This is a genomic window from Streptomyces sp. NPDC018693, from assembly GCF_044391385.1.
GTDB lineage: Bacteria > Actinomycetota > Actinomycetes > Streptomycetales > Streptomycetaceae > Streptomyces.
Map to the genome: position 1 here is coordinate 1 of NZ_JBIRZZ010000005.1, position 25,265 is coordinate 25,265.

A 25,265-nucleotide genomic window follows, 5' to 3' on the forward strand; every position below is an offset into this window, starting at 1 on the left:
CCACCCCCCAGGTCATCCGTTCGACAGGGGGCAAAAGTCATGCCGGGCCCGGAGGCCAGCGGCCCTCTTGCAGGACCGCGAAAAACATAACGGGGCGCCCCGCCGATGGGCGTGGGCCCGGTTGCGGAATAGGTTGACCGTGGAATGAACCGAGAGGCCGGACGGGCCGCCGGGGCCCACGGCCGGGCACGCCGACACATGATGGGGGCGGACATGTCAATGTCGAAGGGCGCGAACACGCCGGTGCCGACCACGGCCCTGCGGGTCGAAGTGGGCTGGCGGTCCGGACCGGGCGTGCCCGACGCGGACGCCTCGGCGCTGCTGCTGGCGGGCCGCAAGGTGCGCTCCGACGCGGACTTCGTCTTCTACAACCAGCCCACGCACTCCTCGGGCGCCGTCCGCCACGAGGGCAAGCGCGACAGCGCCGGCCAGGTGACCGACAGCCTCGTCGTCGACCTCGCGCGTGTGGAGGGCCCGATCGAGACGGTCGTCCTGGCGGCCTCCACCGACGGCGGGACCTTCGGCCAGGTGCCCGGCCTCTACATCGAGGTGCGGGACGCGGCACAGGGCGGCGTGGTCGCCCGGTTCGACAGCACCGGCGCGGGCACCGAGACGGCGTTCGTGCTCGGGGAGTTCTACCGGCGCCAGGGCGCCTGGAAGTTCCGCGCCGTCGGGCAGGGGTACGACAGCGGGCTGGAGGGGCTGGCCACCGACTTCGGCATCACGGTGGACGAGCCGCAGCACACGGCGCCGCCGGCGCCCGCCGCGCCTCCGTCCCCGCCGGTCACCGTGCCCCCGCCCACGCACGCCACCATCACCCCGCCGGCGCCGCCGACCCCGCCGCCCGCCGCGCCCGTACGGCTGACGAAGGTGACGCTCACCAAGGCCGCCCCGTCGGTGTCCCTGACCAAACAGGGCGGCACCTCCGGCGCCCTGCGCGTCAACCTCAACTGGCAGGTGCGCAAACAGTTCTCCGGCTGGGGCAGCAAACTCGGCCGGGCGGTCGCCCACCACAACGACCTCGACCTCGACCTGTGCGCCCTCTTCGAACTCGCGGACGGCCGCAAGGGCGTCGTCCAGGCCCTCGGCAACGCGTTCGGTGCCCTGCACCAGCCGCCGTACATCCACCTCGACGGCGACGACCGCACCGGCGCGGTCGCCAGCGGCGAGAACCTCACCGTCAACCTCGACCACCGGGACGCCTTCCGGCGCATCCTCGTCTTCGTCACCATCTACGAGGGCGCGCGCTCCTTCGCCGACCTGCACGCCACCGTCACCCTGAGCCCGCAGCACGGCGCCCCGATCGACTTCTCCCTGGACGAGTGCACCGTCCCGTCGACCGTGTGCGCGCTCGCCCTGATCACCAACCAGGGCGGCGACCTCGTCGTCCAGCGCGAGGCCCGCTATCTGGTCCCCGAGCGCGGGGTGAGCCCGCAGCGCACGGTCGACCAGGTCTACGGCTGGGGCATGAACTGGACGCCCGGCCGTAAGTAACGCCGTCCCCGCTCAGCCCTCGTCGGCCACCGCGTCCGGACGGGCGTAGGTGCGGCCCTTCCAGGCCGCGCCGCGCCCCCGGTAGTGCTGCACCGCCGAGTCCACCGTCATCAGGAGATAGAGGAAGGCGGTGAACGGCAGCAGCGGGGCGAGCCACAGCGGCTGACGGTAGTGGCGGAGCATCGGCACGTACGTCCCCGTCATCACCAGCCACGCCAGAGCGCCGAGCACCGCCGTCGCCGTAGGGCCGAGGGTGAGGCCGACGACGAGGGCGAGCGGCGGCACCAGGTACACCAGAGCGAGACCCAGCACCGTGCCGGCCAGCACCAGCGGGTTGTGCCGCAACTGGGCGTAGGCGCTGCGGGAGACCATCCGCCACAGGTCGCGCAGCCGCGGGTACGGGCGCACGCTGTCCACGCGCTCGGCCAGACCGAGCCAGATGTGTCCGCCATCGCCCTTCACGGCCCGGGCGAGCGCCACGTCGTCGATGACGGCGTGCCGGATGGCGTCCGGGATCCGGGCCCGCCCGGCGGCCTCGGCGCGGATCAGCACACAGCCGCCCGCCGCGGCCGCCGTCCGGCCCCCCTTCCGCCCGATCCACCGGAACGGGTACAGCTGCGCGAAGAAGTAGACGAAGGCCGGTACGACCAGCCGCTCCCACAGGCTCTCCACCCGCAGCCGCGCCATCTGCGACACGACGTCGAAGCCGCCGGTGCGCGCGGCCGCGACCAGGGCGCGCAGGCTGTCCGGCGCGTGCGCGATGTCGGCGTCCGTGAGGAGGAGGTACTCGGGCTCACGCGCGCGTGCCAGCGCGATGCCGTGCCGCACCGCCCACAGCTTGCCGGTCCACCCGGCCGGCGGCTCGCCCGGCGAGTCCACGGTCAGCGGCAGCCCGCCGTAACGCCGACAAGCCGCTGACAGCGTGCGCGCCAGCTCCCCGGTGCCGTCGGAGCTGCCGTCGTCGACCAGGAAGACCTCCGCCCGCCCCGGATAGTCCTGAGTGAGCAGCGACGGCAGACTCGCCGGGAGTACCGCGGCCTCGTCGCGCGCGGGCACGACGACCGCCACGGACGGCCAGCGGTCCGGATCCCGGCCGGGCGGCAGCCGGACGTCCGTGCGCCAGAAGAAGCCCTGACCGAGCAGCAGCCACAGCCAGGCGGCGAGAGATACGGCAGACACGGCGGCGATCCACACGTTGGCGCTCACCCGCGCAGTCTGCCCCACCCGACCGGCCCGCCGGCGCCCATCGTCTATCGTGGCCGGGTGAAGATCGCGCTCATGGACTCAGGAATCGGGCTGCTGGCGGCCACCGCCGCGGTACGGCGTCTGCGGCCCGACGCCGATCTGGTGCTCTCCCTCGACCCCGACGGCATGCCCTGGGGGCCGCGCACCCCGCAGGACCTGACCGGGCGCGCCGTGGCCGTCGCCGAGGCGGCCGCCGCGCTGCGGCCCGACGCCCTGATCGTCGGCTGCAACACCGCCACCGTGCACGCCCTGCCCGCCCTGCGCGCCCGCCTCGAACCGGGCCTGCCCGTCATCGGCACCGTCCCGGCGATCAAGCCGGCGGCGGCCGGCGGCGGCCCCGTCGCGATCTGGGCCACGCCCGCCACCACCGGCAGCCCCTACCAGCGCGGACTGATCGAGGACTTCGCCGACGGCGTGAAGGTCACCGAGGTGCCCTGCTGGGGCCTCGCGGAGGCCGTGGAGCGCGCGGACGAGACGGCCATCGACACCGCGGTCGCCGCGGCCGCCGCGCTCACGCCGGAGGATGTAAGGACCGTCGTCCTGGGCTGCACCCATTACGAGCTGGTCGCCGAGCGCATCCGCGCCGCCGTGCACCGGCCCGGCACCCCGGCGCCCGCCCTGCTCGGCTCGGCCGGCGCCGTGGCCGCCCAGGCCCTGCGCCGCATCGGAGCCCGGCCCGCGCCGGACGCTCCTGCCTCCGGCGGCGTGACGGTCCTGCTCAGCGGTCGCGAGGGGGCCCTTCCCGCGCCCGCCCTCTCGTACGCCGAGGGTCGGCTGCTCCAGACGGTGAGCCCCGCCTCGTAACCGCCCGGCCGCTCGGCCGGCCCAGTGACTGTGTGCGACGCGGTCCCCGCGCAGCGAAATCTGAGTAACCTCATAGGCATGAGGGAGCTCCCCGACGGCAAGCAGTCCCCGCATCCTGACATCTGGACCGGACGCGCCACCAACCGGTTCCAGTGGGTGCTGGCGCTCGCCGGGGCGGCCTTCATGGCGCTCGGCATCGAGTTGGCCGTGGATTCCCCGTGGAGCAACGGCGTCGCCCCCCTCGTCATGGCCGTCGTCGGCTGCATCGCCGCCGGACTGCTCGTGATCTTCGGCACCCTCGCCTTCGTCCACGTCGACCTGAGGCTGGACAAGGACTCCGTGGAGGTGCGCTGCGGCCACATGGGCGTGCCGCGCCGCCGCATCCCGCTGGCCCTCGTCGCCGACGCCGACTTCGACCCGCACGTCACCCCCCGCCACTGGGGCGGCTGGGGCTACCGCTGGCGACCCCACCAGGGCACCGCCGTGGTCGTACGGCGCGGCGAGGGCGTGGTGCTGCGGCTGTGGGACGGGCACTCGTTCACGATCACCGTGGACGACGCGGAAGCAGCCGTACGAGCCATCCGCAACCGCCTGACCCCCACCACCCCGACCACACGCGGCACGGCCCACTGACAGCCTCACCAGGGCCCGAGCCCGCGGGAGCGCGATCCGCCCCCCCCGAGCCCCCGCGCGGCGACACGTCAGGCCGCGGGCCGCTGACGTACGTCATGGTCCTTCCCGTATGGCACCACCCCCGCCGTCTCCGTCGGCAGCGGTTGCGTCTGTGTCAGCGGGCGGGCCGTGGCCAGGCCCGCCAGGAGGCCCGCGCCGACCGAGACGGTGGTGAAGCTCAGCGCGTTGCCGACCGCCGCGACGGCCGCGAGCCCGGTCAGCGCCGCGCCCGCCGTGAGTGCGACCGGCGTGGGGCGCGGCGAGCGCCACAGCGCGAACAGCACCCAGCAGAAGGCCGCCGCCAGCAGCGACACCCCGACGACGCCCTGCTCGGCGGCCAGCTGCAGCGGCGCCGAGTGCGGCTTGCCGTCCGACAGCGTCGAGCCGGCCGCGGTGGCGCTCAGCTCCCCGAAGCGCCCGGGGCCCACGCCCAGCGCGGGGTCCCCCCGTGCAAGGTCCACGGCGTCCCGCCACAGGGCGACACGGTGGGGCGTCAGCTGGTCGGTGAGCCACGTGCCGAGCCCGCCGGGCAGGACACCGCGGCCGACCGCCCAGGTCAGCCCCGTCGCCGTACCGGCGGCCACGGCAAGCCCGGCGACCCCGAGCCCGCGTCGGCGTATGCGGCCCGCGGCGAGCGAGGCCAGCAGGACGGCGGCGCACCCGGCGACCGCGACGGTCGAGCCCAGCAGTGCCCCTGTCACGGCCGCCCCGGCCGCCAGGAAGCGCAGCGCGAGCCGCAGGAACGGCGCGTCGGTGGCCCACGCGGCGCAGCACGCGGCGCCTGCCGCCAGCGTCAGTACGGCGGCCGTGGCACCGGCGTGACCAAGCGGCGCGACGATCTCCGGACCCGGGCCGGGCCGCGGCCCCGCCACCGTCAGCGCGAGCCCGGCCAGCGCCGCCGCGCAGGGCGCCGCCACCGGCAGCAACGCGCCGAAGATCCGCCCCGCGGCATAGCCGGCGGCGACGGCCAGCACCGCCAGCAGCACCCCCTCGGGGCGGCCGCCGCGCGCGGCGGCGGCGATCAGCGCCCAGCCGGCACAGGCACCCAGGATCGCCGTACCGACCGCGTCGGAAACGTTTCGTCTCTCACCGTCCGCGTTCGCGTCGACCGCGGACGTCATCCCCGTGGAACCCGTGGACCCCACCCCGTCCCCTCACACCCGGTCGCCCCCGACCTGTCGCGGTCCCGACGCCCGACCGGGGTACGGCCGTGCCGACAGGACTCGGGCACACCGTAACGGCTCATGGGCGGTTTGTGGATGCTTCGGGGCGGGTTGTGCAGGAACGATGCGTCTCGCGGAGGGCCGGGCGGGGCGGTCGCCGACGCCTCGATGATCGGACCGTCCTGTCGGCCGTGCGGTCACCCGCCGTACACTCCCGGAGTGACCGTCACCGCAACGCCCGTCGGCCAGTCGGACCAGTTGGAGCCCCGAAACGCGCGCGTGTCGCGCATCGCGCGGCTCCGGCGCCTGGTCCCGGCCGCCGCCGCAGCGCTCTCCGGAGTGCTCCTCTACGTCAGCTTCCCGCCGCGCACCCTGTGGTGGCTCGCCCTGCCGGCCTTCGCCGTCCTGGGCTGGGTCCTGCGCGACCGGACCTGGAAGGCGGCCCTCGGTCTCGGCTACCTCTTCGGCCTCGGCTTCCTGCTGCCGCTGCTGGTGTGGACCGGCGTCGAGGTCGGACCCGGACCCTGGCTCGCACTGGTGGTCGTCGAGGCGCTCTTCGTCGGGCTGGTCGGCGCGGGCGTCGCCGCGGTGTCGAAGCTGCCGGCCTGGCCGGTGTGGGCGGCCGCCCTGTGGATCGCAGGCGAGGCGGCACGCGCGCGCGTACCCGTGGGCGGCTTTCCCTGGGGCAAGATCGCCTTCGGCCAGGCGGACGGCGTCTTCCTGCCGCTCGCGGCGCTCGGCGGCACCCCGGTACTCGGTTTCGCGGTCGTGCTGTGCGGCTTCGGCCTCTACGACGTCGTCCGGCTGGCGCTGGAGAGGCGCCGCGCGCGCGAGGTGCGCCGGACGGCCGCCGCGGTCGCCCTGCTGAGCGTGGCCGTGCCCGTCGGCGCCGCCGTGGCCGCCCGCCCCCTGGTCAGCGACAGGGCCCAGGCAGGCACCGCCACCGTCGCCGTCATCCAGGGCAACGTCCCCCGCCTCGGCCTGGACTTCAACGCCCAGCGCCGGGCCGTGCTCGACCACCACGCGCGTGAGACGGAGCGGCTGGCCGCCGAGGTCGAGGCCGGCAAGGCCGACCGGCCCGACTTCGTGCTGTGGCCGGAGAACTCCTCCGACATCGACCCCTTCGCCAACGCCGACGCCTACGCCGTCATCGACCACGCCGCGAAGGCGATCGGCGCGCCCATCTCGGTCGGCGGCGTCGTCGAGCGGGACGGCAAGCTGTACAACGAGCAGATCCTGTGGGACCCGGTGAAGGGCCCCACCCAGACCTACGACAAGCGTCAGGTCCAGCCCTTCGGCGAGTACCTCCCGATGCGCTCCCTCGTCGGCGCGATCAACGACGACTGGACCTCGATGGTCCGCCAGGACTTCAGCCGGGGCGGCGAGCCCGGCGTGTTCGCCATCGACGGCACCAAGGTCGGCCTCGCCACCTGCTACGAGGCCGCATTCGACTGGGCCGTGCGCGACACCGTCACCCACGGCGCCCAGCTGATCTCGGTGCCGAGCAACAACGCCACCTTCGGCCGCAGCGAGATGACCTACCAGCAGCTCGCCATGTCGCGGGTGCGCGCCGTGGAGCACAGCCGGACCGTCACCGTGCCGGTGACCAGTGGTGTCAGCGCGATCATCCGGCCCGACGGGACGATCAGCCAGAAGACCGGCATGTTCGTCGCCGGTCACCTGGTCGAGAAGGTGCCGCTGCGCTCCTCCGAGACGCCCGCCACCCGGCTGGGCATCCTGCCCGAGATCGCCCTGGTGCTGGTCGCCGCGGGCGGTCTGGGCTGGGCGATCGGGGCGGGTGTGCGCGGGCGGCGCGCCGGTGACCTGTAGCCGTACGCCCGCTGTACGCCGGGGGAGCAGGCCGGAGAGGGCGGTACCGGCCCGTTAGGGTCGGTGCCATGGCAACTCCCGAATTCATCAGCACCCTCAGGGTTTCCGTCGGCAACCAGCTCCTCTGGCTCCCCGGCGTCACCGCCGTCGTCTTCGACGACGAGGGCAGAGTGCTGCTGGGCCGCCGCTCCGACACCCGCGAGTGGGCGGTGATCGGTGGCATCCCGGAGCCCGGCGAACAGCCCGCGGCCTGCGCGGTGCGGGAGGTCTACGAGGAGACGGCGGTGCGGTGCGTCGCCGAGCGGGTGGTCCTCGTCCAGGCGCTGAACCCGCTCACCTACGACAACGGCGACGTCTGCCAGTTCATGGACATCACCTTCCGCTGCCGGGCCGTCGGCGGCGAGGCCAAGGTCAACGACGACGAGTCGCTGGCGGTGGGCTGGTTCGAGGTGGACGCCCTGCCGGAGCTCAACGAGTACGGACGGTTCCGCATCAAGCAGGCCATGTCCGACGCACCCACATGGTTCGACCCCATGACTGCCGGCTGACCTCGGCGGAAGGATCCGCCCGGAGACCGAGCTGTGGCCGGCGACTTCGTGGAGGGAAGCCGTGTCCGCTCGCGGCCAGGTGTTCCTGGCAGACTGTCCGGACCCGGTGAAGGAGAGTCCCGTATGTCGATGGTCGGCAACCTGCGCAAAGTGGCCCGTTTGAAGCGGCGGAGCCGGCAGCGGGTCGACCTCAGTCACCCGGCCCGCTCGCCGCTCGGGTCCGCGGTGGTGAACTGTGTGGTCTACCGGGATGGCGTCCGACAGTCCGTCAGCGACACCGTCGAGGAGGCGGTCCGCCGGGTCCGCCGGCAGGGCGACGGCTTTGTCTGGCTGGGCCTGCACGAGCCCGGCGAGCGGGAGTTCGCCGAGGTCGCCGAGTTGTTCGGGCTGCATCCGCTGGCCGTCGAGGACGCCGTGCACGCGCATCAGCGGCCCAAGCTGGAGAGTTACGGCGATGTCCTGTTCGCCGTGTTCAAGACCGTCGCGTACGTCGACCGCGAGCAGCCGGCCGTGACCAGCGAGGTGCTCGACACCGGCGAGATCATGGTCTTCACCGGGCCCGATTTCGTCGTCACCGTCCGGCACGGTCGCCATGGCTCGCTCGGTCCGCTGCGCGAGGACGTGGAGACCCGGCCCGAGCAGTTGGCCAAGGGGCCCTCCGCGGTGCTGCACGCCATCGCCGACCAGGTCGTCGACGACTATCTGACCGTCACCGACGCCGTCCAGGCCGACCTTGACGAGGTCGAGAGCGAGGTGTTCGCCTCCCGCTCCCCGAGCACGGACACCGGCCGCATCTACCAGCTCAAGCGTGAACTGCTGGAACTGAAACGGGCGGCGCTTCCGCTCGGCCGGCCCCTGGAGATGCTCTCCATACGGCCCCTGCGGGCCGTCGAACCGGAGATACAGGCGTACTTCCGGGACGTCGCCGACCATCTCGCCCGCGTCACCGAGCAGATCACCGCCTGCGACACGCTGGTCGACTCCATCCTGCAGGCGCACCTGGCGCAGGTGACCGTCGCCCAGAACGAGGACGCCCGCAAGATCACCTCCTGGGCCGCCATCATCGCCGTACCCACCATGGTGTGCGGCGTCTACGGCATGAACTTCCAGCACATGCCGGAACTGGGCTGGAGGTTCGGCTACCCACTCGTCCTCGGTGTCATCGCCGTCGCCTGCTTCGTCCTCCACCGCGGCTTCAAGCGCAACGGCTGGCTGTGAACCTTCCGTTCGTTCCACGCCACATGCCGCGGTAGCAGCCGCCCGACGGTCGGCCGGTGTGCGGCCGACCGTCGGGCGGCGTTTCAGGAGAGGTCGAACCGGTCGAGGTTCATGACCTTGTCCCAGGCGGTCACGAAGTCACGCACGAACTTTTCCGGCGCGTCCTGGGAGGCGTAGACCTCCGAGACGGCGCGGAGTTGGGAGTGCGAGCCGAAGACGAGGTCGACGGCGGTGGCGGTCCACTTGGTCCGGCCCGTGGTGCGGTCCCGGCCTTCGAAGACGTTCTCGTCCGAGGCCGACGCCCTCCACTCCGTGCTCATGTCGAGCAGGTTGACGAAGAAGTCGTTGGTCAGGGTCTCCGGCCGGTCCGTGAGGACGCCGTGCCGGGAACCCCTGAAGCCGGTGTTCAGGGCCCGCATGCCGCCGATCAGGGCCGTCATCTCGGGAGCGGTCAGGGTCAGCAGGTTGGCGCGGTCCAGCAGCAGGGTCTCCGGCGACAGTTTCTCGCCCGCCCGGAGGTAGTTGCGGAAACCGTCCGCCCTGGGTTCGAGCACGGCGAACGACTGCACATCGGTCTGCTCCTGCGAGGCGTCCGTGCGCCCCGGCGCGAACGGCACCCTGATGTCGTGCCCGGCGTTCCGCGCGGCCCGCTCGACGGCCGCGCACCCGCCGAGGACGATCAGGTCGGCGAGCGAGATCTTCGTCCCGTCGGTCTGTGAACGGTCGAAGTCCTGCCGGATCCGCTCCAGCGTCTCCAGCACCTCAGCCACCTCGGGGACGTCGTTGACCTCCCAGTCCTTCTGCGGTGCGAGCCGGATCCGCGCCCCGTTCGCTCCGCCCCGCTTGTCGGTGCCGCGGAAGCTCGCCGCGGACGCCCAGGCGGTGGTGACCAGCTGGGAGATGGACGGGCCGGAGGCGAGGATCCGGTCCTTGAGGGCGGCGATGTGCGCGTCCTTGACGAGGGGGTGGTCGACCTCGGGCACCGGGTCCTGCCACAGCTGCGGCTCGGGAATCCACGGGCCGAGGTAACGCGAGACGGGCCCCATGTCGCGGTGCAGCAGCTTGAACCACGCCTTGGCGAACGCCAGGGCGAGCTGGTCCGGGTTCTCGTGGAAGGTCCTCGCGATCGGCCCGTAGACCGGATCCAGCTTCAGTGCGAGATCCGTCGTCAGCATCATCGGGGCGTGCCGCTTCGACGGATCGTGGGCGTCGGGCACGGTGTCCCTGGCCGAGGGATCCGTGGGGGTCCACTGCTTGGCGCCGGCGGGGCTCGTCGTCAGCTCCCAGTCGTACCGGAACAGGTTGTCCAGGTAGCCGTTGTCCCACCTGATCGGCTCGGTGGTCCAGGCGCCCTCCAGTCCACTGGTGAGGGTGTCGGCGCCCTTGCCGCTGCCGTATGTGTTCCGCCAGCCGAGGGCCTGCTGCTCGATGGGGGCACCCTCGGGTTCCGGGCCGATATAGCTGGCGTCGACCGCGCCATGGCATTTGCCGAAGGTGTGGCCGCCGACGATGAGCGCGACGGTCTCCTCGTCATTCATCGCCATGCGTCCGAATGTCTCGCGAATGTCCCGGGCGGCCGCCATCGGGTCCGGATTGCCGTTGGGGCCCTCGGGATTGACGTAGATCAGTCCCATCTGCACAGCGCCGAAAGGAACGGCGAGTTCCCGGTCGCCGCTGTAGCGCTCGTCCCCGAGCCAGGTGTCCTCCGGACCCCAGAAGATCTCCTCCGGTTCCCAGATGTCCTCCCGCCCGAAGCCGAACCCGAACGTCTTGAACCCCATGGATTCCAGGGCGCAATTGCCGGCGAAGACCAGCAGGTCGGCCCAGGAGATCTTCCGGCCGTACTTCTGCTTGACCGGCCACAGCAGACGGCGGGCCTTGTCGAGGCTCGCGTTGTCCGGCCAGCTGTTGAGCGGGGCGAAGCGCTGCGCGCCGGAGCCGCCACCGCCTCGGCCGTCCGCGATCCGGTACGTTCCCGCCGCGTGCCAGCTCATCCGGATGAAGAGCGGACCGTAGTGACCGTAGTCGGCGGGCCACCAGTCCTGGGACGTCGTCATCACCTCGAAGACGTCCCGCTTCAGTGCGTCGACATCGAGCGTCGCGAACTCCTTCGCGTAGTCGAAGTCCTCGTCCATCGGATTCGACCGGGACGAATGCTGGTGGAGAACCTGAAGGTCCAGCTGATTCGGCCACCAGTCCCGGTTCGTCCTGGGCCGGGTCGGCGTGGGGGTCGGGGAGGGGATTACAGGGTTCTCGCTCTCACTGCCGGACATAACCGTCCTTCTTCCTGTTCAGGTGGTTCTGTCCGTATGGTCGCGCACCGCGATGCGGCACTGCCACGGAACACGCAGAGCGGGCGGCCGCCTCACATGCCGAGCGGCCGGTCCCGCGAGCGGCAGGAGGCCGTCGAGTCGGTCGGCGGCTGGCTGACCACCGTCGCCAGCCGGATCTGCCTGACCCAGCTGGGCTCGGCGCGGGCCCGGCGTGAGCGGTACGTCGGCGAATGGGTCCCCGAGCCGGTGCCGGAAGCGGGCGAGGAGATCACCGGGCGGCCGGTTGACGCCTCCGTCGATCCGGCCGACCGCGTCACCCTCGACAAGTCGATCAGCATGGCCTTCCTCGTCGTACTCGAAGCCATGACCCCGGCCGAACGTGTCGCGTTCGTCCTGCACGACGTCTTCCGCCATCCCTTCGCCGAGGTCGCCGAGATCGTCGGCCGCAGCCCGGCGGCCTGCCGCCGGCTGGCCTGCTCGGCCCGCCGCCGAATCCGTGCCTCACGGGCCCCCTCCCCGCCGGCGGCCCATCGGGCGGGCCTCGTCAGGGAGTTCGAACGGGCCTGGGAGGCCCGGGACATCGGCGCTCTCATCGGCCTCCTCGACCCCGACGCCACCGCGGTCGGGGGCGGCGGTGGCCTGGTCGCAGCCGTGCACCACCCGATCGAGGGCGCGGAGCGGATCGCACGCCACCTGATCGACATCGCCGCCGTGGCACCCGACCTGGTGATCGTGGAGCGCACGGTCAACGCCCAGCCCGGACTGGTGGCGCAGCAGGACGGCGCCACCACGGCGGTGATGGCGTTCGACGTCGACGGCGACCGCATCCGGCGCATCTGTGCCGTACGCAACCCCGACAAGCTCCGCCCCTGGACGGCACCCGGTGTGCCGTCAGACGGCGGCGAACCGGCGGGTCAGCTCGGCGGCGACGGCGTGCGCGGCCGGTGACTGCCAGCGCCGGCGCAGGCGTACGAGCTGGACCGGGACGTCCGGGAAGCGGGGACCCGGGACCTCCGCCAGGCGGCCGTCGCGCAGGGCGTCCTGCACGGTGACGCGCGGCAGCAGGGTCAGGCCCAGCCCGGCCGCCACACAGGAGCGGGCGGCCTCGATGCTGCCGAACCGGGTCAGCCGCGGCCGTACGCCGGCCACCGCGAGCAGGTCCCGGGCGAGGCGGTCGCTGTAGGAGCAGCCCTGTTCGTGCAGGAAGAAGTGTTCCCGGGCGAGCTCCTCCCAGCCGACGGGGGAGCCGTCCCCCGCCGTCAGCGGATGGCCGGGGGCGGCGACCAGGGCCAGGGGCTCGGCGGCCAGGAGTTCCGCGCCGAGGTCGGCGTACTCGGCGCGCTCCTCCAGCAGCAGGGCGAGGTCCAGCCGGCCGGAGCGCAGCCCCTCGACGGCGTCGGCGGTGCCGGCGGGGTGGAGGTGGATCTCCACCTCGGGGTGGGTGCGGCGCAGCGCGGCGACCACGCCGGGCAGCCGTGCCGAGCACAGCGTCTCGCCGGCGCCGAGCACCACCCGGCCGGTGACCGGTCCGCCGCCGCTCGCCGTGGCGGTGGCCCGCAGCCGTGCCTCCGCCTCCAGGACCGCCTCGGCGTCCGTGAGCAGCCGCCGGCCGGTGTCGGTGAGCACCGCGCCGCGCGGCAGCCGGTCGAAGAGTCGCGCTCCCAGCTCCTTCTCCAGCGTCCGGACCTGGACGGTGACGGTGGACTGGGCGAGATGCAGTTCGGCGGCGGTGGTGGTGAAGTTCCCGGTGCGGGCGAGCGTGGCGAAGGTGCGCAGGAGTCGGGTGTCCACGGTCCGACTCTAGCCGGAGCGATCGGATTCCTCGATCGTGATCTTCATGAATTATCATTTCCCTGAATGGCTGTGGGGTGGCAGCGTAAGGGGCATGAACCTCGAAACCAGCCTCGACGTCCTGCGCTACTCCGCCTTCACCCCCGCCGCCTCCGGTTCCGAGGGGGGCAACCCGGCCGGTGTCGTCCTGGACGCCGCCGCCCTCGACGACACGGTGATGCTGGGCGTCGCCGCCGAGGTGGGCTACTCCGAGTCGGCGTTCGTGGTGGCCCGGGACGACGCCCGGGGCCGCTTCCGGGTGCGCTACTTCAGCCCGCTCGCCGAGGTGCCGTTCTGCGGTCACGCCACGGTGGCGACGGCGGTGGCGCTCGCGGAGCGGATCGGGCCGGGCGAGTTCGTCTTCGACACCCCGGTGGGAGAGGTCCCGGTGTCGACGGTCGCCGACACCGACGGCGCGGTGCGGGCCACGCTCACCAGCGTGCCCACCCGCTCCCGGCCGGCCACGCCGGAGGAACTGGACGCCGCGCTCGCCGCGCTGGGCTGGGGGAGCGGGGACCTGGATCCCGCGCTGCCGCCGCACGTCGCCTTCGGCGGGAACGACCACCTGGTCCTGGCGGCCGCCACCCGCGCCCGGCTGGCGGAACTCGCCTACGACTTCGACGCCCTCGCCGAGGTGATGCGACGCCACGGCTGGACCACCGTCCAGCTGGTGTGGCGCGAGTCCGCCGAGCGGTTCCATGCCCGTGACCCGTTCCCGGTCGGCGGCGTGGTGGAGGACCCGGCGACGGGCGCGGCCGCGGCCGCCCTCGGCGGCTACCTGCGCACGCTCGGCCTGGTGGCGGAGCCGATGACGGTCGTCGTCCGGCAGGGTGAGGACATGGGCCGCCCGAGCGACCTCCTCGTCGACATCGACCCGGCGGACCCGCGGGTGCGGGTCACCGGTCGGGCGCAGCCCATCGCCGACTCCGAGTGAGCTGAGCGCCCGCGCGGTTCACGGCAGCAACTGGCGTACGAGTGCGTCCGCCGCCCAGCGCTCCCAGCGGGCCGGGGACCAGCCCCGGGCGGTGACCAGCAGGCCGTAGGTCTCCGGGCCGAGGACCGTCAGCGCGATGTCCGCGGCGGACGCGGAGTCGTGGCCGTCCCGCAGCGCGCCGCCGGCCTTGGCGGTCAGCGCCTCGGCGAAGCGGAGCTGGACGGTGTGGCGCTGCTCCTGGTTGTTCCGCCAGAGCTCGGCCAGCTCCGGGTCGGCCGTCGCCGCGCCGCGCACCACCTCCAGGACCGGCGCGGCCCGCTCCAGGATGCGGCGGGCGCCGGCGGCCTGGCGGGCGAGCTGTGCGGCGGGGTGGGGCTCGTCGAGGACCTCGCGGGCCCAGGGGCGGTCCAGGGTCGCGACCGGGTCCAGGTCCCCGGCGATCGCCGTGTCGAGCAGCTCCTTCAACAGGGCGCGCTTGTTCCCGAAGGTGAAGTACACGGTCTGCACGCCGACTTCGGCGGTGCGGGCGATGTCCTCGACGGTCGTACCCGCCCAGCCGCGCTCGGCGAACAGCCCGGCGGCCGCGTCCAGCATCCGCCGTCGGGTGCGGCGGGCCTTCTCGGCCCGGGTCAGGGGGGCTGCCACGGTGTCTCCTCGGTCCGGCGGGCTTTGACTGTAGTGAGACTACAGTGTTAATCATTGGAGCATGACTACAGTGAAATCGGGTGGAGCGGCCGGGGGCCGGATCCTGGTCGTCGGTGGATACGGGGCGGTCGGCGCGGTGGTGACGGCCCGTCTGGCCGAGTGGTTCCCGGGCGGCCGGGTCGTACCCGGCGGGCGGGACGAGGCGCGGGCGCGTCGGCAGGGCGGCGTACGGGTCGACGTGACCGACCCCGACGGGTTCCGGCGGGTGCTGGACGGACTCGCGGACGTGGCCGTGGTGGTGCTGTGCGTCGAGCCCCCGGACGCCGGCATCGCACGGATCTGCCTGGAGCGCGGCATCCATCTCGTCGACATCGGCGCCACTCCGCGGCAGCTGGCCGCCGTGGCCGCCCTGCACGACACGGCTTGCTCCGCGGGTGCCACGGGCGTGCTCAGCGTCGGTGTCGCGCCCGGGCTGACCAACCTGCTCGCCCACCGCGCCCACGAGGCCGTCGGCGGCGCGGACCGCCTCGACCTCACGGTGCTGCTCGGCTCCGGGGAGCGGCACGGCGGGGACGCGGTGCGCTGGACGGTCGAGCACCTGGCCGAGCCGGTCACGGCGCGCCCGCTGCGGACCGAACTGCCCGGGTACGGCACCCGGGCCGCCCACCCCTTCCCCTTCTCCGACCAGCACACCCTGCCGGGCACGCTCGGCGTCCCGGAGGTGACCACCCGGCTGTGCCTGGACTCCCGGCCGCTGACCGCCACGCTCTTCGCCCTGCGCCGCACCGGGCTGCTGCGCGCCGCCCGCCGACCGGGCGTACAGCGGACGCTCACCGGCGTCTTCCGCCGGGTCCACCTGGGCGCCGACGGCTTCGCGGTGCGTGCCGACGCCCGGCGCGGCGACCGCCACGCGGCCTACGCGCTCACCGGACAGGGGCAGAGCCGGGTCACCGGCCTGGTCGCCGCGTACGTCACCCGCGACCTGCTCACCGGCACACCGCCCGCCGGCGTCCACCACATCGAACAGCTGCCGACCCTCGCCGGCCTGCCGGAGACCCTGGCGGCCGACCACGGCGTCGCACTGCATCGCCCCGATCGGAGCCCGGCCCGGTGAGCGGCCGCTGGACCGGCGGCGACTACGCGGCCGCCGGAGACGCCTGGGCCCACGCCGCACACGAGGTGACCGAGCTGACCCTGGCCGAGCTGCGCGGCACACCTGCCACCGGCTCGGAACCGCGGATGGTCCGGCCCGAGCTTCGCGGCGTGCCTGCTGTCGGGTCGGCGCCGCGGGTGGTCGGGCCTGAGCTTCGCGGCGTGCCTGCCGCCAGGGTGCCCCGTCGCTCGGCCCTCGCCGAATCCCGCCCTGTGGCTGCGGCCGGACCGGGATCGGGGTTGTGCGATGCGGCCACAGACCCCTCGGCTGGGGCGCTTGACCCGGCCGTCGGCGCGGCCCAGGCCGAATCCCGGCCGTCGCCCGCCGCCGGGCCGGTTCCGCGCGTGGCCGTCGCCGAAGTGCGCGGCACGCCCGCCCCGCGCGTTCTCGACGTGGCCACCGGTACCGGACCCGCGGCGCTTGCCGCCGCTCGGGCCGGGGCCTTGGTCACGGGGCTGGACCGTGAGCCGGTGCTGTTGCGGGAGGCGCGGGGGCGTGCCCGGGAGGCGGGAGTTGCCGCTACGGCACGCTTCGTCGTCGGCGACGCGCTGGCCCTGCCGTTCGCCGCGGACTTCTTCGACGCCGTTCTGTCCACCTTCGGCGTGATGTTCGCCCCCGACCCGCACACGGCCGCCGCCGAACTGGTCCGGGTCTGCCGCCCCGGAGGGATCGTGGCCGTCGCCTCCTGGACGCCCGACGGGGTGATGGGCCGTATCGCACCCACCGTGACGCGGCACCTGGACCGGCCACCGACGGGAGCGCCGCCCCCGACCCGCTGGGGCGACTCCCCGTATGTCCAGGGCTTGTTCGCGCCGCTCCCGGTGACCGTACGCACCCGGACCGCGTACGTCCGGGTCACCTACCCCTCCGTCGAGCACGCCGTCACCGTCTTCGAGAACAAGCCCGGCCCACTGCGCGCCCACCGGTCAGCCCTCCGGGCCCTCGGCCGCTGGGAACGCGCCCGGGCCGACCTGGCCGCGCTGTTCGACACGCACAACCGCGCGACCGACGGCACGCTCGCCCTGGACGTCCCCTATCTGCTGGCGCTCGGCCGGGTCAGCCCCCAGCCGCCTCCCTGCTGATCCGCTCGAACTGGGCGCCCATCGCCTCGGACAGCGCCTGTGCCGCCGAGAGGGGGCGGACCATGACCTGGAAGTCGTCGATCTTCCCCTTCTCGTCGAAGTGCAGGAAGTCGCAGCCCTGGATCTGCTTGCCGCCCACGGTGGCGGTGAACACGAAGGCATGGTCGCGGCCGTCCGGCCCGGCGAACTCACGCACGTACGTGAAGTCCTCGAAGACACGCGACACGGCACGCAGGATCGCGGCGGTGATCGCCTTGCCGGGGTACGGCCTGAAGGCGACCGGGCTGGTGAAGACCACGTCGTCGGCCAGCAGCTCCTCCAGCGCGGCGTGGTCCCCGGCTTCGACGACCTTGCGGAACGGGTGCATGGGGCCCCTCTCTCGCATCCTCAGACCTACTCAATTATTTGAATAGGTGTGGGTGCGAGTATAGCGACCGAGCGGCGTCACCCTCCCCCGAAGGTGACGCCGCCCGGTCTGTCCCCCGGCGCAGGACTGTGGTCGTCGGTTTCACCAGCACATGACGGCCGTCTCTCCGGACCCCCACCCGGAGTACAGCCGTACGCGGAGGACATAGCGGCGGCCCTTGACCAGACGGGCCCTGAGCGCGGCGTTGTGCGGGGTGCCTGCGTCGTCCTGGCCGACGAGGAAGCGGGGTTCGCCGTCCCGCTCCTCGAAGGCGACGACCACGCAGTCGCTCGCCCCGAACGTGCCGATCGTGTACTCGCGGGTCTCCGGCGGCTCCACGGCGAAGTCCGCCTGCTCGCCGGGGCCCAGGGACAGCGGCACCGAACGGAACGGCAGCAGCACGGGCAATCGCGGCGCGGCCGCCGGGGGATACCAGCGCAGCACGAACTCCTTGTCCTGGACGGAGAGTTCGCCCGTCGGATGAATCCCCCCGCGGAACTGCTCGGGCTCCAGGATCAGCCCCGCGCCGAACGGATACTCCATGACCGACTGCGGATCCCACACGGACCCGTTGACCTCGGCGGGATCCAGCTTGCGCAGCACGTTGTGGTAAGTCCGCTCCCGGCTCCAGTGGTTGGGCGGACCCGCCAGCTCCGCGTACACGGCCTCGTCGTCCCAGTGGATCCCCGCGTACGGGCTCTGGTGCTCGTGCCGCATGCCGAGCACATGCCCGATCTGGTGCAGTGCCGTCGCGCGCTCCCCGGGCGCGGTCAGGTCCCAGCCGAAGTTCGTCGTACGCTCGTTCAGCCCGGCCAGCAGCGCGTCCCGGCCGACCGACGACCAGGAGCCGTCGCCCTGCTGGAAGCCGATGCGCAGCTCCGCCTCCGAGCGCTCGCCGACCTCGGTGAAGGTCACGCCGATCCCGAGGTCCTGCCACTGGCGGAAACAGTCCCGCACCACGTCTCGCTGTTCCTCGCCGCCCACCCACGAGACCCACCGGGTCCCGGCGCCCCCCGGCACCGCGATGACCGACCCGTCGCTCTCGTCGTCGAAGAACCAGTAGTGCAGGACCGTGCCGTTGACCCACATCCGCCGCCCGCTCCTGAGCGCGCCCAGCCGCTCGGCGGCCAGCCCCGCGGCGAAGGCGGGCACCGGCTGCTGCGCCAGGGAGCAGTAGCGGGCGGTCATGCGCCCAGACTGCCGTCGGGTGCCGCCCGGCGCCTGAGTCGGGGGCTACTCAAGCCGCCGTGTATCAAACCTGAGTACCCCGGCTCCTGTTGACGTGACGACTTTCGGACGCGACGCGAAGTCCCCCGAGCCGCCCTGGCCGTTCACCGGCCGCGAGGACGAACTGGAGCTGATGCGCCGCTCGTTGGCCGTCGGCCGCCCCGGTGTCGTGGTCACCGGCCCCGCGGGTCACGGCCGTACCCGACTGGCCGCCGAGGCCGTCCGTGGCACGGACTGCGCCCGTGCGGCCGGCACGCCCGAGACCGCGGGCGTCTCCTTCGCCGCCTTCGCCCACCTCCTGCCCGAGCACGTCACCCTGCACCGCGCGGTCCGGCTCCTGTCCGGTCTGCGGCTGCTGTGGGTGGACGACGCCCACCTGCTCGACGACGCCTCCGCCGCCGCCGTCCACCAACTCGCCGTACAGGGCCGCACCCGCCTGCTCGTCACCGCCGCCGACGCACCCGTGCCCCGCGCGATCTCGCGGCTGTGGTCCGACGAACTGCTGCCCCGCCTCACCCTCGGCCCGCTGCCCCGCGAGGACACCGCCCAGCTGCTCGCCGCCGGCACGGGCGGCCTGCTGGAGCCGCTCACCGCCCACCGTCTGCACCGGCTCGGCGGCGGCGACCTGCGCCTGCTGCGCGACCTGCTGGCCGCCGTGCGCGACCACGGCCTCCTCACCCGCGTCCCCGGCACCGACGCGTGGGCATGGCGCGGCCCGGTCCCGGTCACCGCCGCCGTCCGCGAGCACGCCGCCGCCGTCCTCGGCCGCGGCTGCCCGGACGAACGCGAGACCGTCGACCGCCTGGCCTTCGCCGAACCCCTGCCGCTGCCCGCGACCACCCTGGACCTGCGCGTCCTCGAACGGCTGGAGGCGGACGGCCTCGTGCACGTCGACGACGACACCGCCGTCCGCCTCGCCGACCCCCTGCACGGCCCCGTCCTGCGCGCCGCCGCCGGCCGCCTGCGCACCCTGCGCCTGAGCGCGTCCCGCCCGCCCCACGCCCCGGCCCTCGCCGCGGAACAGGCTGCCCTCTCCCGCCGCATCGAGCAGGCGGACGTACGCCCCCTGCCCGCACCCGTGGGGGAGTGGCTGGCCGGGGAGGGCCTGCCGGTCCCGGCCGCTTACGCGGCCGTACGTGCCCGGTTCGCCCGGTTCCAGGGAGCCCTACGGGAGGCGGCGGCCTGGGCACGGGAGGGGCTGCGCGGCTCTCCCCAGGATCCCGCGTGCCGCGGCGAACTCGCCCTGGCCACCGCCCAGTCGGGCGAGGCACTCACGACCCGGGAGGTGCCGGACGCCCCGGCCGCGCTCGACAGCGACCGCGAGTACGACGCCGTACGCCTCGGAACTCCCGAGAAGGCGCCGGCCCTGCTCTCGGCCGATCCCCACCGGCTTCCGCCCCTGGACCGCCTCTTCGCCCGCCACGCCCAGGCCCTCACCCACGCCGACGGCGCCGCCCTCGACGCGGTGGCCGAAGAGCTGGAGCGGCGCGGCTTCCTGCTGTTCGCGGCCGAGGCGCACGCCCAGGCCGTACGGGCCCACCGCGACCCCCGCGCGGCCCGCACCGCCCGGACGCGGGCCGTCGCCCTGGCCCGCCGCTGCGAGGGCGCCCGCACCCCGGCCCTGTCCGGGCTGGTCCTCGGTGAACTCACCACCCGCCAGCGGCAGATCGTCGGCCTCGCGGCGGCCGGCCTGAGCAACCGCGAGATCGCCGAACGCCTCACCCTCTCCGTGCGCACCGTCGGCAATCACCTCTACGGCGCGTACGCCCGCCTCGGAGCGAACGACCGAGGGGACCTGCCCTGGTTGGTGGAGCTGCCCGAAGCCCAGTCCGCGTGACAGCCTTCCGCAGCGGAGTTCACGCGGCGCCGAACGCCGTGAACGCCCAGCCCGTCGCCTGGTGCAGCGCGTCCCCGGGCAGTGCGGCCCGCGCGTCGCGCAGCGCCTCCGCCAGGGAGAGGCCGTCGGCCAGGCCCTTGTGCAGGGCGAGCATCAGCGGGACCACCGCCTCGTCGTTCACGGGCGCGCTGCTGGCCACCACCCCGGCCGTGCCCAGCGGCAGCAACGCCGTGACCAGGCCGAGGAGTTCGTCGGCGCCGACGGAGGCGAGGCGGGCGGTGTCGCAGCTGGACAGGATGATGCGGTGCGGGCTGCGGGCCAGGCGTTCGAAGTCGTGCACGATGAGTGGGCCGTCCACCATGCGCAGCGACGAGAACAGCGGACTGTCCGCGCGGAACGTGCCGTGCGCGGCGATGTGCGCGAGCGCCGCCCCGTCCAGCTCCTCCAGGACGCGCGGCACCCGCGCCTCGGCGTGCTCCAGCACCGTCGCCCGGCCGTAGCGGCCCGCGACCTCCGGCACCTCCGCCCCGCCGGTCGCCAGGCCCGGCCCGCGCACCAGCACCTGCGGACCGTCCGGGGGCGGCACGGTCTTCCGGGCCCGCAGCCAGCTGGTCGCCGACGGCGACACGCTGACCACGCGCTCCCGCAGCGACGGCAGCACCGCCCACGGCACCCGGTGCAGCCGGGCGGGCGGCACGACCACCACCGGGCCGTCGCCCAGGCGCGCGGCGGCCGGGCCCAGCAGCAGCTCCTCCAGACGGCGGCCGGCCGCCTCCACCATCGGCAGCCGCCCCTCCGCGCCCGGGTGCGCCAGCCGCCGCAGCCCGGCCTGGACGTGCTCGGCCTCCCGCTCCGCCTCCACCAGCAGCCCGCCCGCGAACCGCCGCACCCGCCCGCCCCCGCACAGCAGCACCTGCACCCGGCCCTCGATCACGGCGAGTTCCACCAGCCGCGCCCCATCGAGCCGGGCCAGCAGCCGGCCCGCGTCGAACCGGTCACCGTCCCCGGGCGCGTGTCCGCGCATGTGCAGGGTGCGGGAGCGGATCTCCCGCTCCAGGCGCCGCTGTTCCCGCTCCAGCGCGGGCACCGGCCGGGCGTCCATCCGGGCGGCCTCCGCGCGCGCGGCGATCACCCGGAACGCGGTCAGCCCGCTCGTCAGCGCCGGATCGGCCGGCGGCCGGGTGGGCGGCGCCGACAGCACGGTCGCCCGCCAGCGCTCGCTCCACTCCAGCAGCCGCCGCGGCCCGCCCCCGTCCAGGCTCGCCCGCTGCGCCAGCGCCGCCAGCTCCGCGCCCTGCGCGGTGGCCCGGGCGCGCAGTTCCGACGCGCCGAGTGTCATCGCGTGGTCGTCCAGCACGGCCAGGCCGCGCCGGCACGCCTCCAGCACACCCCGCGCGGACCCCGCCGCCCGCGCCCGCAGCGCCTGCGCCGCCCAGCCGGTGATCCGGGCGAGCGGCGGCCCGCTGCGCCGGCCGCGCGCGGCGACCGCCAGATAACGGTCCGCGTCCGCCGCCCAGTCCAGGTCCAGCGCGATCCGGCCGGCGAGCAGCCACGCCTCCGGCGCGGCCGGCGCGCCGAAGGAGTCCAGCCGCTCGGCGAGCCGCGCCGCGTCCGCGACCAGCCGCCCCGAGCCGCGCCCGGCCGTGACCCGCGCCTCGATCAGCACCAGCCGGGCGTGCGTCTCCCACCAGATGCGCCGCTGCCCGGAGAACAGCCGCACCGCCACCGCCGCACGCGCGATCGCCGTCCCCGGATCACCCGCCAGCCGGGCCGCCTTCGCCGCGGCCAGCAGCAGCTCCGCCTTGCGGGTGGACTGCCCGCCGATCCCTTCCAGCACGCCGATCGCCGCGTCCGCCTCCGCCAGCGCCTCCGGGGCCAGCCCCGCCGCCATCAGCACCTCGCAGCGCCGGATGTTCAGCATGAACGTCGGCGTGCCCAGCTTGGCGTACCGCTCCTCGGCCTCGTCCAGCAGCCGCAGCGCCGCCGGGATGTCCCCGGAGCGGAACGCGGCCAGGCCCCGGCTCTCCACAGCGTCCGCCTTGTCGTGCTCCTGGCCGGTGGTGTCCCACAGTGCCTCGGCCGCCGTGAAGTCGGAGTCCGCCCGGTCGGCCGCCCCGAGCGCCAGGTGCACGGTGGCCCGCAGGGTCAGGGCACGCGCCGTCCAGATGGTGTCACCCGCCTGCCGAAGTACGGGAATCGCCCGCCGTACGTCGTCCAGCGCCTCCCGGTGATGCCCCAGCACCCACCACGCGTAGGCCCGCCGGTACAGCACCCGCGCGCGGGTGTGCCCGGTGCCGCGCCGCACGCCCTGCTCGAACGCGGCCAGACCCTGCCGGGTACGGCCCGCGTGCACCAGCGCCACCCCGAGCGTGGCCAGCACGTCCGCCTCCCGCTCCGCGGACTCCGCGCGCGCGGCCAGATCCCGGGCCCGCCGCAGATGCTGCAGGGCGAGGCGCAGGTCGCCCCAGTCCCGCTGCCAGATGCCGATCACCTGGTGGGCGACCGAGGCGTGCGACGGCGACGGATCGGTGTCGAGCAGTTCCTCCGCCCTCGCCAGCGCCTCGTTGGGGGCGGCGAACACCATCGGCAGCAGTTCGAGAACCGAGTCGTTTCCCGCTGTCACCCGACGGATGGTAGTGCTCCGCGGAGCGCACCACACCGGTGGGAACCGTATCCGACCCGCCGTATCAGACAAGGCGTCAAGGGAGTTGGGGCGCACACCGGGAACCGCGCCACCCGCCGACGCCGTCGCACCACCTGTGTCAGCCGGTACCCGGCTGTATCAAGGGACGGTCCCGCGGCTCTGACTGACGACCACCGCATCAGTGGGAGGACACGCCATGGCACCTCAGCGATTCCACGAGCAGTTCGAACAGATCCAACGCTCGCTGCCGGACGTCCCCCTGGCGATGGGGCCGGACGACTCCGCCGAGTTCATCTACGAGAAGGGCGTGGTGCTGGCCCGCGACGGCGAGGAGGCCGCCCTCGTCGAGAACACCGTGCGCGGCCACTTCGCCGCGGCCGCCGGACTGGTCGCCGACCAGGTGCGGCGCGGCGGTGCCGCGACCAACCGCTCCGGTGTCACCCGCATCCAGGTCGGCGACCCCGGGCAGGGCGGCCGGCATGGCGACCGGGCCGTCGCGGGCGCCCTGCGCGCGCTGCGGGAGGCCGAGGGACGCGCCGGACGGCGCCTGGTCAGCCGTAACCACGTGGTGTCGATCGCCGTCAACGCCTGCCCCGGCGACGAGCCCGTGCCCGCCCCGGTCACCGAGCCGCCCAACCCCGCCGCGGCCGAGGCGGTCCACGACGCGGACACCGCCGTCAAGGTGCTGGTCGTCGACACCGGCCTGACGCACGACTACCGCCACTGCTCGCTGCTGGCCCACACCGACGGCGACGCGCAGCTGACGGAGACCGACGAGGACGGCGTCCTCCAGCAGTACGTCGGCCACGGTACCTTCATCGCCGGGCTCGTCGCCGCCGTCGCGCCCAACACCGACATCACCGTACGGAACACGCTGCACGACGCCGGTGCCGTGCTGGAGTCGGAGTTCGGCGAGAAGCTCTTCGACGCCGTCGAGCAGGGCGGCTGGCCGGACATCCTCAGCCTCTCCGCCGGCACCTCCAACGGCCGCGTCGACGGCCTGCTCGGCCTCGACGCGTTCATGCGCGAACTGCGTGAACAGGACACGCTGTTGGTGGCCGCCGCCGGCAACAACGCCAGCGCCACACCGTTCTGGCCCGCCGCCTACGCCTCCCTGCCCGAGTACGCCGACTGCGTGCTCTCGGTCGGCGCGCTGCGCGGCGACGGCGAGTTCGGCGCCTGCTTCTCCAACCATGGCGCCTGGGTGCGCGTCTACGCCCCCGGCGAGCGTCTCACCAGCGCCTTCACCGGCTACGACGCGCCCGTCCCGTACGTCTACCAGCACTCCACCTTCGACGCCTGCCGCTACGGCTTCGGATACGACTGCACCTGCCGGTCGCCGCGCCACACCGGTGTGCTGAGCGAGGCGTCCGGCAAGCCCGACCAGGTGATGTTCGAGGGCCTCGCCTCCTGGAGCGGCACCTCCTTCGCGACCCCGGTGGCCGCCGGCCTGGTCGCCGCCCACATGACCGCCCACAAGGAGCGCGACCCGCGCCTGGCTGCCCGTCAACTCCTCGATGAGCAGGTCGAGTTCGCCGAGGTGCGCGGGGCACACGTACCGGCGCTGCGCCCGCCCACCTGGCGCCCGGTGCCGGTCGCGCTGCTCACGCCCGCCACATGAGGAGCGGAGCCGTCCCCACCACGGCGTACGATGACAGGCCGTACACGAGGGGTGGGGACGTGGACCGTACTGATGTCGGCGCGCTCGTCCGGTCCGCCGCCGACGGTGACGCGGCGGCCTGGAAGGCGCTGGTGGAAGGACTGAGCCCGCTGGTGTGGTCGGTGGTGCGCGCGCACCGGCTGTCCGAGGCCGACGGACACGAGGTCTACCAGACCGCGTGGTTCCGCTTCGCCCAGCACCTGGGGCGGATCCGTGAACCGGACAAGGCGGGCGCATGGCTGGCGAGCACCGCGCGCCACGAGTGCCTGAAGGTGCTCAAGAGCCTGCGGCGGCTGACCCCGACCGACGATCCCCAGCTGCTCGACCGGGTCAGCGAGGACCGTACGCCGGAGCAGTCGGTGCTCGACTCCGAGGAGGCCGCCGCGCAGAGCGAGCGTGTCCGGTTCCTCTGGCAGGAGTTCGAGGCGCTCGGCGACCGCTGCCGGCAGCTGCTGCGCGTGCTGATCGCCTCGCCGCCGCCCAGCTACCAGGAGGTGTCCGCCGCCCTCGGTATCGCCGTCGGCAGCATCGGCCCGATGCGCCAGCGCTGCCTGCGCCGGCTGCGGGCCCGACTCATCGCACGGGGAGCGTCGTGAACGG

21 protein-coding genes are annotated in these 25,265 nt (G+C 74.0%); 13 read left to right on the forward strand and 8 right to left on the reverse strand.

What is annotated here, in order from left to right:
- Positions 1–213 precede the first annotated feature (213 nt).
- Positions 214–1,494, forward strand: coding sequence for a TerD family protein (locus tag ACH5AC_RS15060; protein WP_398862233.1), 1,281 nt, complete (start codon positions 214–216; stop codon positions 1,492–1,494).
- Positions 1,495–1,506: 12 nt separating this feature from the next.
- On the opposite strand, the gene ACH5AC_RS15065 is transcribed toward ACH5AC_RS15060, so the two are convergent.
- Complete coding sequence (locus ACH5AC_RS15065) at positions 1,507–2,718, reverse strand: glycosyltransferase (RefSeq protein ID WP_398862234.1); 1,212 nt, start codon at positions 2,716–2,718, stop codon at positions 1,507–1,509.
- A 39-nt stretch (positions 2,719–2,757) separates the two neighbouring features.
- Between ACH5AC_RS15065 and ACH5AC_RS15070 the strand changes: the two genes are divergently transcribed.
- Positions 2,758–3,543 carry a glutamate racemase gene (locus ACH5AC_RS15070; protein ID WP_398862235.1) on the forward strand — a complete coding sequence of 262 codons (786 nt, stop codon included), beginning with the start codon at positions 2,758–2,760 and terminating at the stop codon, positions 3,541–3,543.
- Positions 3,544–3,621: 78 nt separating this feature from the next.
- Positions 3,622–4,176, forward strand: coding sequence for a hypothetical protein (locus ACH5AC_RS15075; protein ID WP_398862236.1), 555 nt, complete (start codon positions 3,622–3,624; stop codon positions 4,174–4,176).
- Positions 4,177–4,244: 68 nt separating this feature from the next.
- Here the strand turns inward: ACH5AC_RS15075 and ACH5AC_RS15080 are convergent, their stop codons facing one another.
- Positions 4,245–5,336, reverse strand: coding sequence for an O-antigen ligase family protein (locus tag ACH5AC_RS15080; protein WP_398862237.1), 1,092 nt, complete (start codon positions 5,334–5,336; stop codon positions 4,245–4,247).
- 261 nt (positions 5,337–5,597) lie between these two features.
- Between ACH5AC_RS15080 and lnt the strand changes: the two genes are divergently transcribed.
- The 3 genes from lnt to ACH5AC_RS15095 all read left to right on the forward strand — a co-directional run bounded on the left by lnt (position 5,598) and on the right by ACH5AC_RS15095 (position 8,974).
- Complete coding sequence (gene lnt, locus ACH5AC_RS15085; RefSeq protein WP_398862238.1) at positions 5,598–7,208, forward strand: apolipoprotein N-acyltransferase; 1,611 nt, start codon at positions 5,598–5,600, stop codon at positions 7,206–7,208.
- 68 nt (positions 7,209–7,276) lie between these two features.
- Positions 7,277–7,756 (forward strand): NUDIX hydrolase, encoded by a 480-nt coding sequence (locus ACH5AC_RS15090; RefSeq protein ID WP_398862239.1) that lies wholly within the window; start codon positions 7,277–7,279, stop codon positions 7,754–7,756.
- 123 nt (positions 7,757–7,879) lie between these two features.
- Positions 7,880–8,974: a magnesium and cobalt transport protein CorA gene (locus ACH5AC_RS15095; RefSeq protein WP_398862240.1), complete on the forward strand. Its 1,095-nt coding sequence runs from the start codon at positions 7,880–7,882 to the stop codon at positions 8,972–8,974.
- Between the two features lie 83 nt (positions 8,975–9,057).
- Here the strand turns inward: ACH5AC_RS15095 and katG are convergent, their stop codons facing one another.
- Positions 9,058–11,247: a catalase/peroxidase HPI gene (gene katG / locus ACH5AC_RS15100; RefSeq protein ID WP_398862241.1), complete on the reverse strand. Its 2,190-nt coding sequence runs from the start codon at positions 11,245–11,247 to the stop codon at positions 9,058–9,060.
- A gap of 96 nt (positions 11,248–11,343) precedes the next feature.
- On the opposite strand from katG, the gene ACH5AC_RS15105 reads away from it, so the two are divergent.
- Positions 11,344–12,195 carry a sigma factor-like helix-turn-helix DNA-binding protein gene (locus tag ACH5AC_RS15105; RefSeq protein ID WP_398862242.1) on the forward strand — a complete coding sequence of 284 codons (852 nt, stop codon included), beginning with the start codon at positions 11,344–11,346 and terminating at the stop codon, positions 12,193–12,195.
- Here ACH5AC_RS15105 and ACH5AC_RS15110 read toward each other — a convergent pair.
- The gene (locus tag ACH5AC_RS15110) at positions 12,139–13,038 is read right to left on the reverse strand and encodes a LysR family transcriptional regulator (RefSeq protein WP_398862243.1); all 900 of its coding nucleotides are present in this window, start codon (positions 13,036–13,038) and stop codon (positions 12,139–12,141) included. The two genes, ACH5AC_RS15105 and ACH5AC_RS15110, sit on opposite strands and share 57 nt — an antisense overlap.
- Before the next feature lie 94 nt (positions 13,039–13,132).
- Between ACH5AC_RS15110 and ACH5AC_RS15115 the strand changes: the two genes are divergently transcribed.
- Entirely contained in the window at positions 13,133–14,011 is an 879-nt protein-coding gene (locus ACH5AC_RS15115; protein WP_398862244.1) for a PhzF family phenazine biosynthesis isomerase, read from the forward strand.
- Positions 14,012–14,029: 18 nt separating this feature from the next.
- Here the strand turns inward: ACH5AC_RS15115 and ACH5AC_RS15120 are convergent, their stop codons facing one another.
- Positions 14,030–14,656 (reverse strand): TetR/AcrR family transcriptional regulator, encoded by a 627-nt coding sequence (locus tag ACH5AC_RS15120; protein ID WP_398862245.1) that lies wholly within the window; start codon positions 14,654–14,656, stop codon positions 14,030–14,032.
- Positions 14,657–14,717: 61 nt separating this feature from the next.
- On the opposite strand from ACH5AC_RS15120, the gene ACH5AC_RS15125 reads away from it, so the two are divergent.
- Together ACH5AC_RS15125 and ACH5AC_RS15130 are read left to right on the forward strand one after the other, a co-directional pair.
- Positions 14,718–15,770 (forward strand): saccharopine dehydrogenase family protein, encoded by a 1,053-nt coding sequence (locus ACH5AC_RS15125; RefSeq protein ID WP_398862246.1) that lies wholly within the window; start codon positions 14,718–14,720, stop codon positions 15,768–15,770.
- Positions 15,767–16,891 carry a methyltransferase domain-containing protein gene (locus tag ACH5AC_RS15130; RefSeq protein WP_398862247.1) on the forward strand — a complete coding sequence of 375 codons (1,125 nt, stop codon included), beginning with the start codon at positions 15,767–15,769 and terminating at the stop codon, positions 16,889–16,891. Before ACH5AC_RS15125 ends, ACH5AC_RS15130 begins: the two co-directional genes overlap by 4 nt.
- Here the strand turns inward: ACH5AC_RS15130 and ACH5AC_RS15135 are convergent.
- Positions 16,866–17,258, reverse strand: a complete 393-nt coding sequence (locus tag ACH5AC_RS15135; protein ID WP_398862248.1) for a nuclear transport factor 2 family protein — start codon at positions 17,256–17,258, stop codon at positions 16,866–16,868. The genes ACH5AC_RS15130 and ACH5AC_RS15135 overlap by 26 nt on opposite strands.
- A gap of 141 nt (positions 17,259–17,399) precedes the next feature.
- Complete coding sequence (locus ACH5AC_RS15140; RefSeq protein ID WP_398862249.1) at positions 17,400–18,485, reverse strand: M12 family metallopeptidase; 1,086 nt, start codon at positions 18,483–18,485, stop codon at positions 17,400–17,402.
- Positions 18,486–18,579: 94 nt separating this feature from the next.
- Between ACH5AC_RS15140 and ACH5AC_RS15145 the strand changes: the two genes are divergently transcribed.
- Positions 18,580–20,361: a LuxR C-terminal-related transcriptional regulator gene (locus tag ACH5AC_RS15145; protein WP_398862250.1), complete on the forward strand. Its 1,782-nt coding sequence runs from the start codon at positions 18,580–18,582 to the stop codon at positions 20,359–20,361.
- A 19-nt stretch (positions 20,362–20,380) separates the two neighbouring features.
- Here the strand turns inward: ACH5AC_RS15145 and ACH5AC_RS15150 are convergent, their stop codons facing one another.
- Complete coding sequence (locus tag ACH5AC_RS15150; RefSeq protein WP_398862681.1) at positions 20,381–22,945, reverse strand: CHAT domain-containing protein; 2,565 nt, start codon at positions 22,943–22,945, stop codon at positions 20,381–20,383.
- Positions 22,946–23,201: 256 nt separating this feature from the next.
- On the opposite strand from ACH5AC_RS15150, the gene ACH5AC_RS15155 reads away from it, so the two are divergent.
- Together ACH5AC_RS15155 and ACH5AC_RS15160 are read left to right on the forward strand one after the other, a co-directional pair.
- On the forward strand, positions 23,202–24,626 hold the full coding sequence (locus tag ACH5AC_RS15155; protein WP_398862251.1) for a S8/S53 family peptidase: 1,425 nt from the start codon (positions 23,202–23,204) through the stop codon (positions 24,624–24,626).
- On the forward strand, positions 24,623–25,261 hold the full coding sequence (locus tag ACH5AC_RS15160; protein WP_398862252.1) for an RNA polymerase sigma factor: 639 nt from the start codon (positions 24,623–24,625) through the stop codon (positions 25,259–25,261). Before ACH5AC_RS15155 ends, ACH5AC_RS15160 begins: the two co-directional genes overlap by 4 nt.
- Positions 25,262–25,265: the final 4 nt, after the last annotated feature.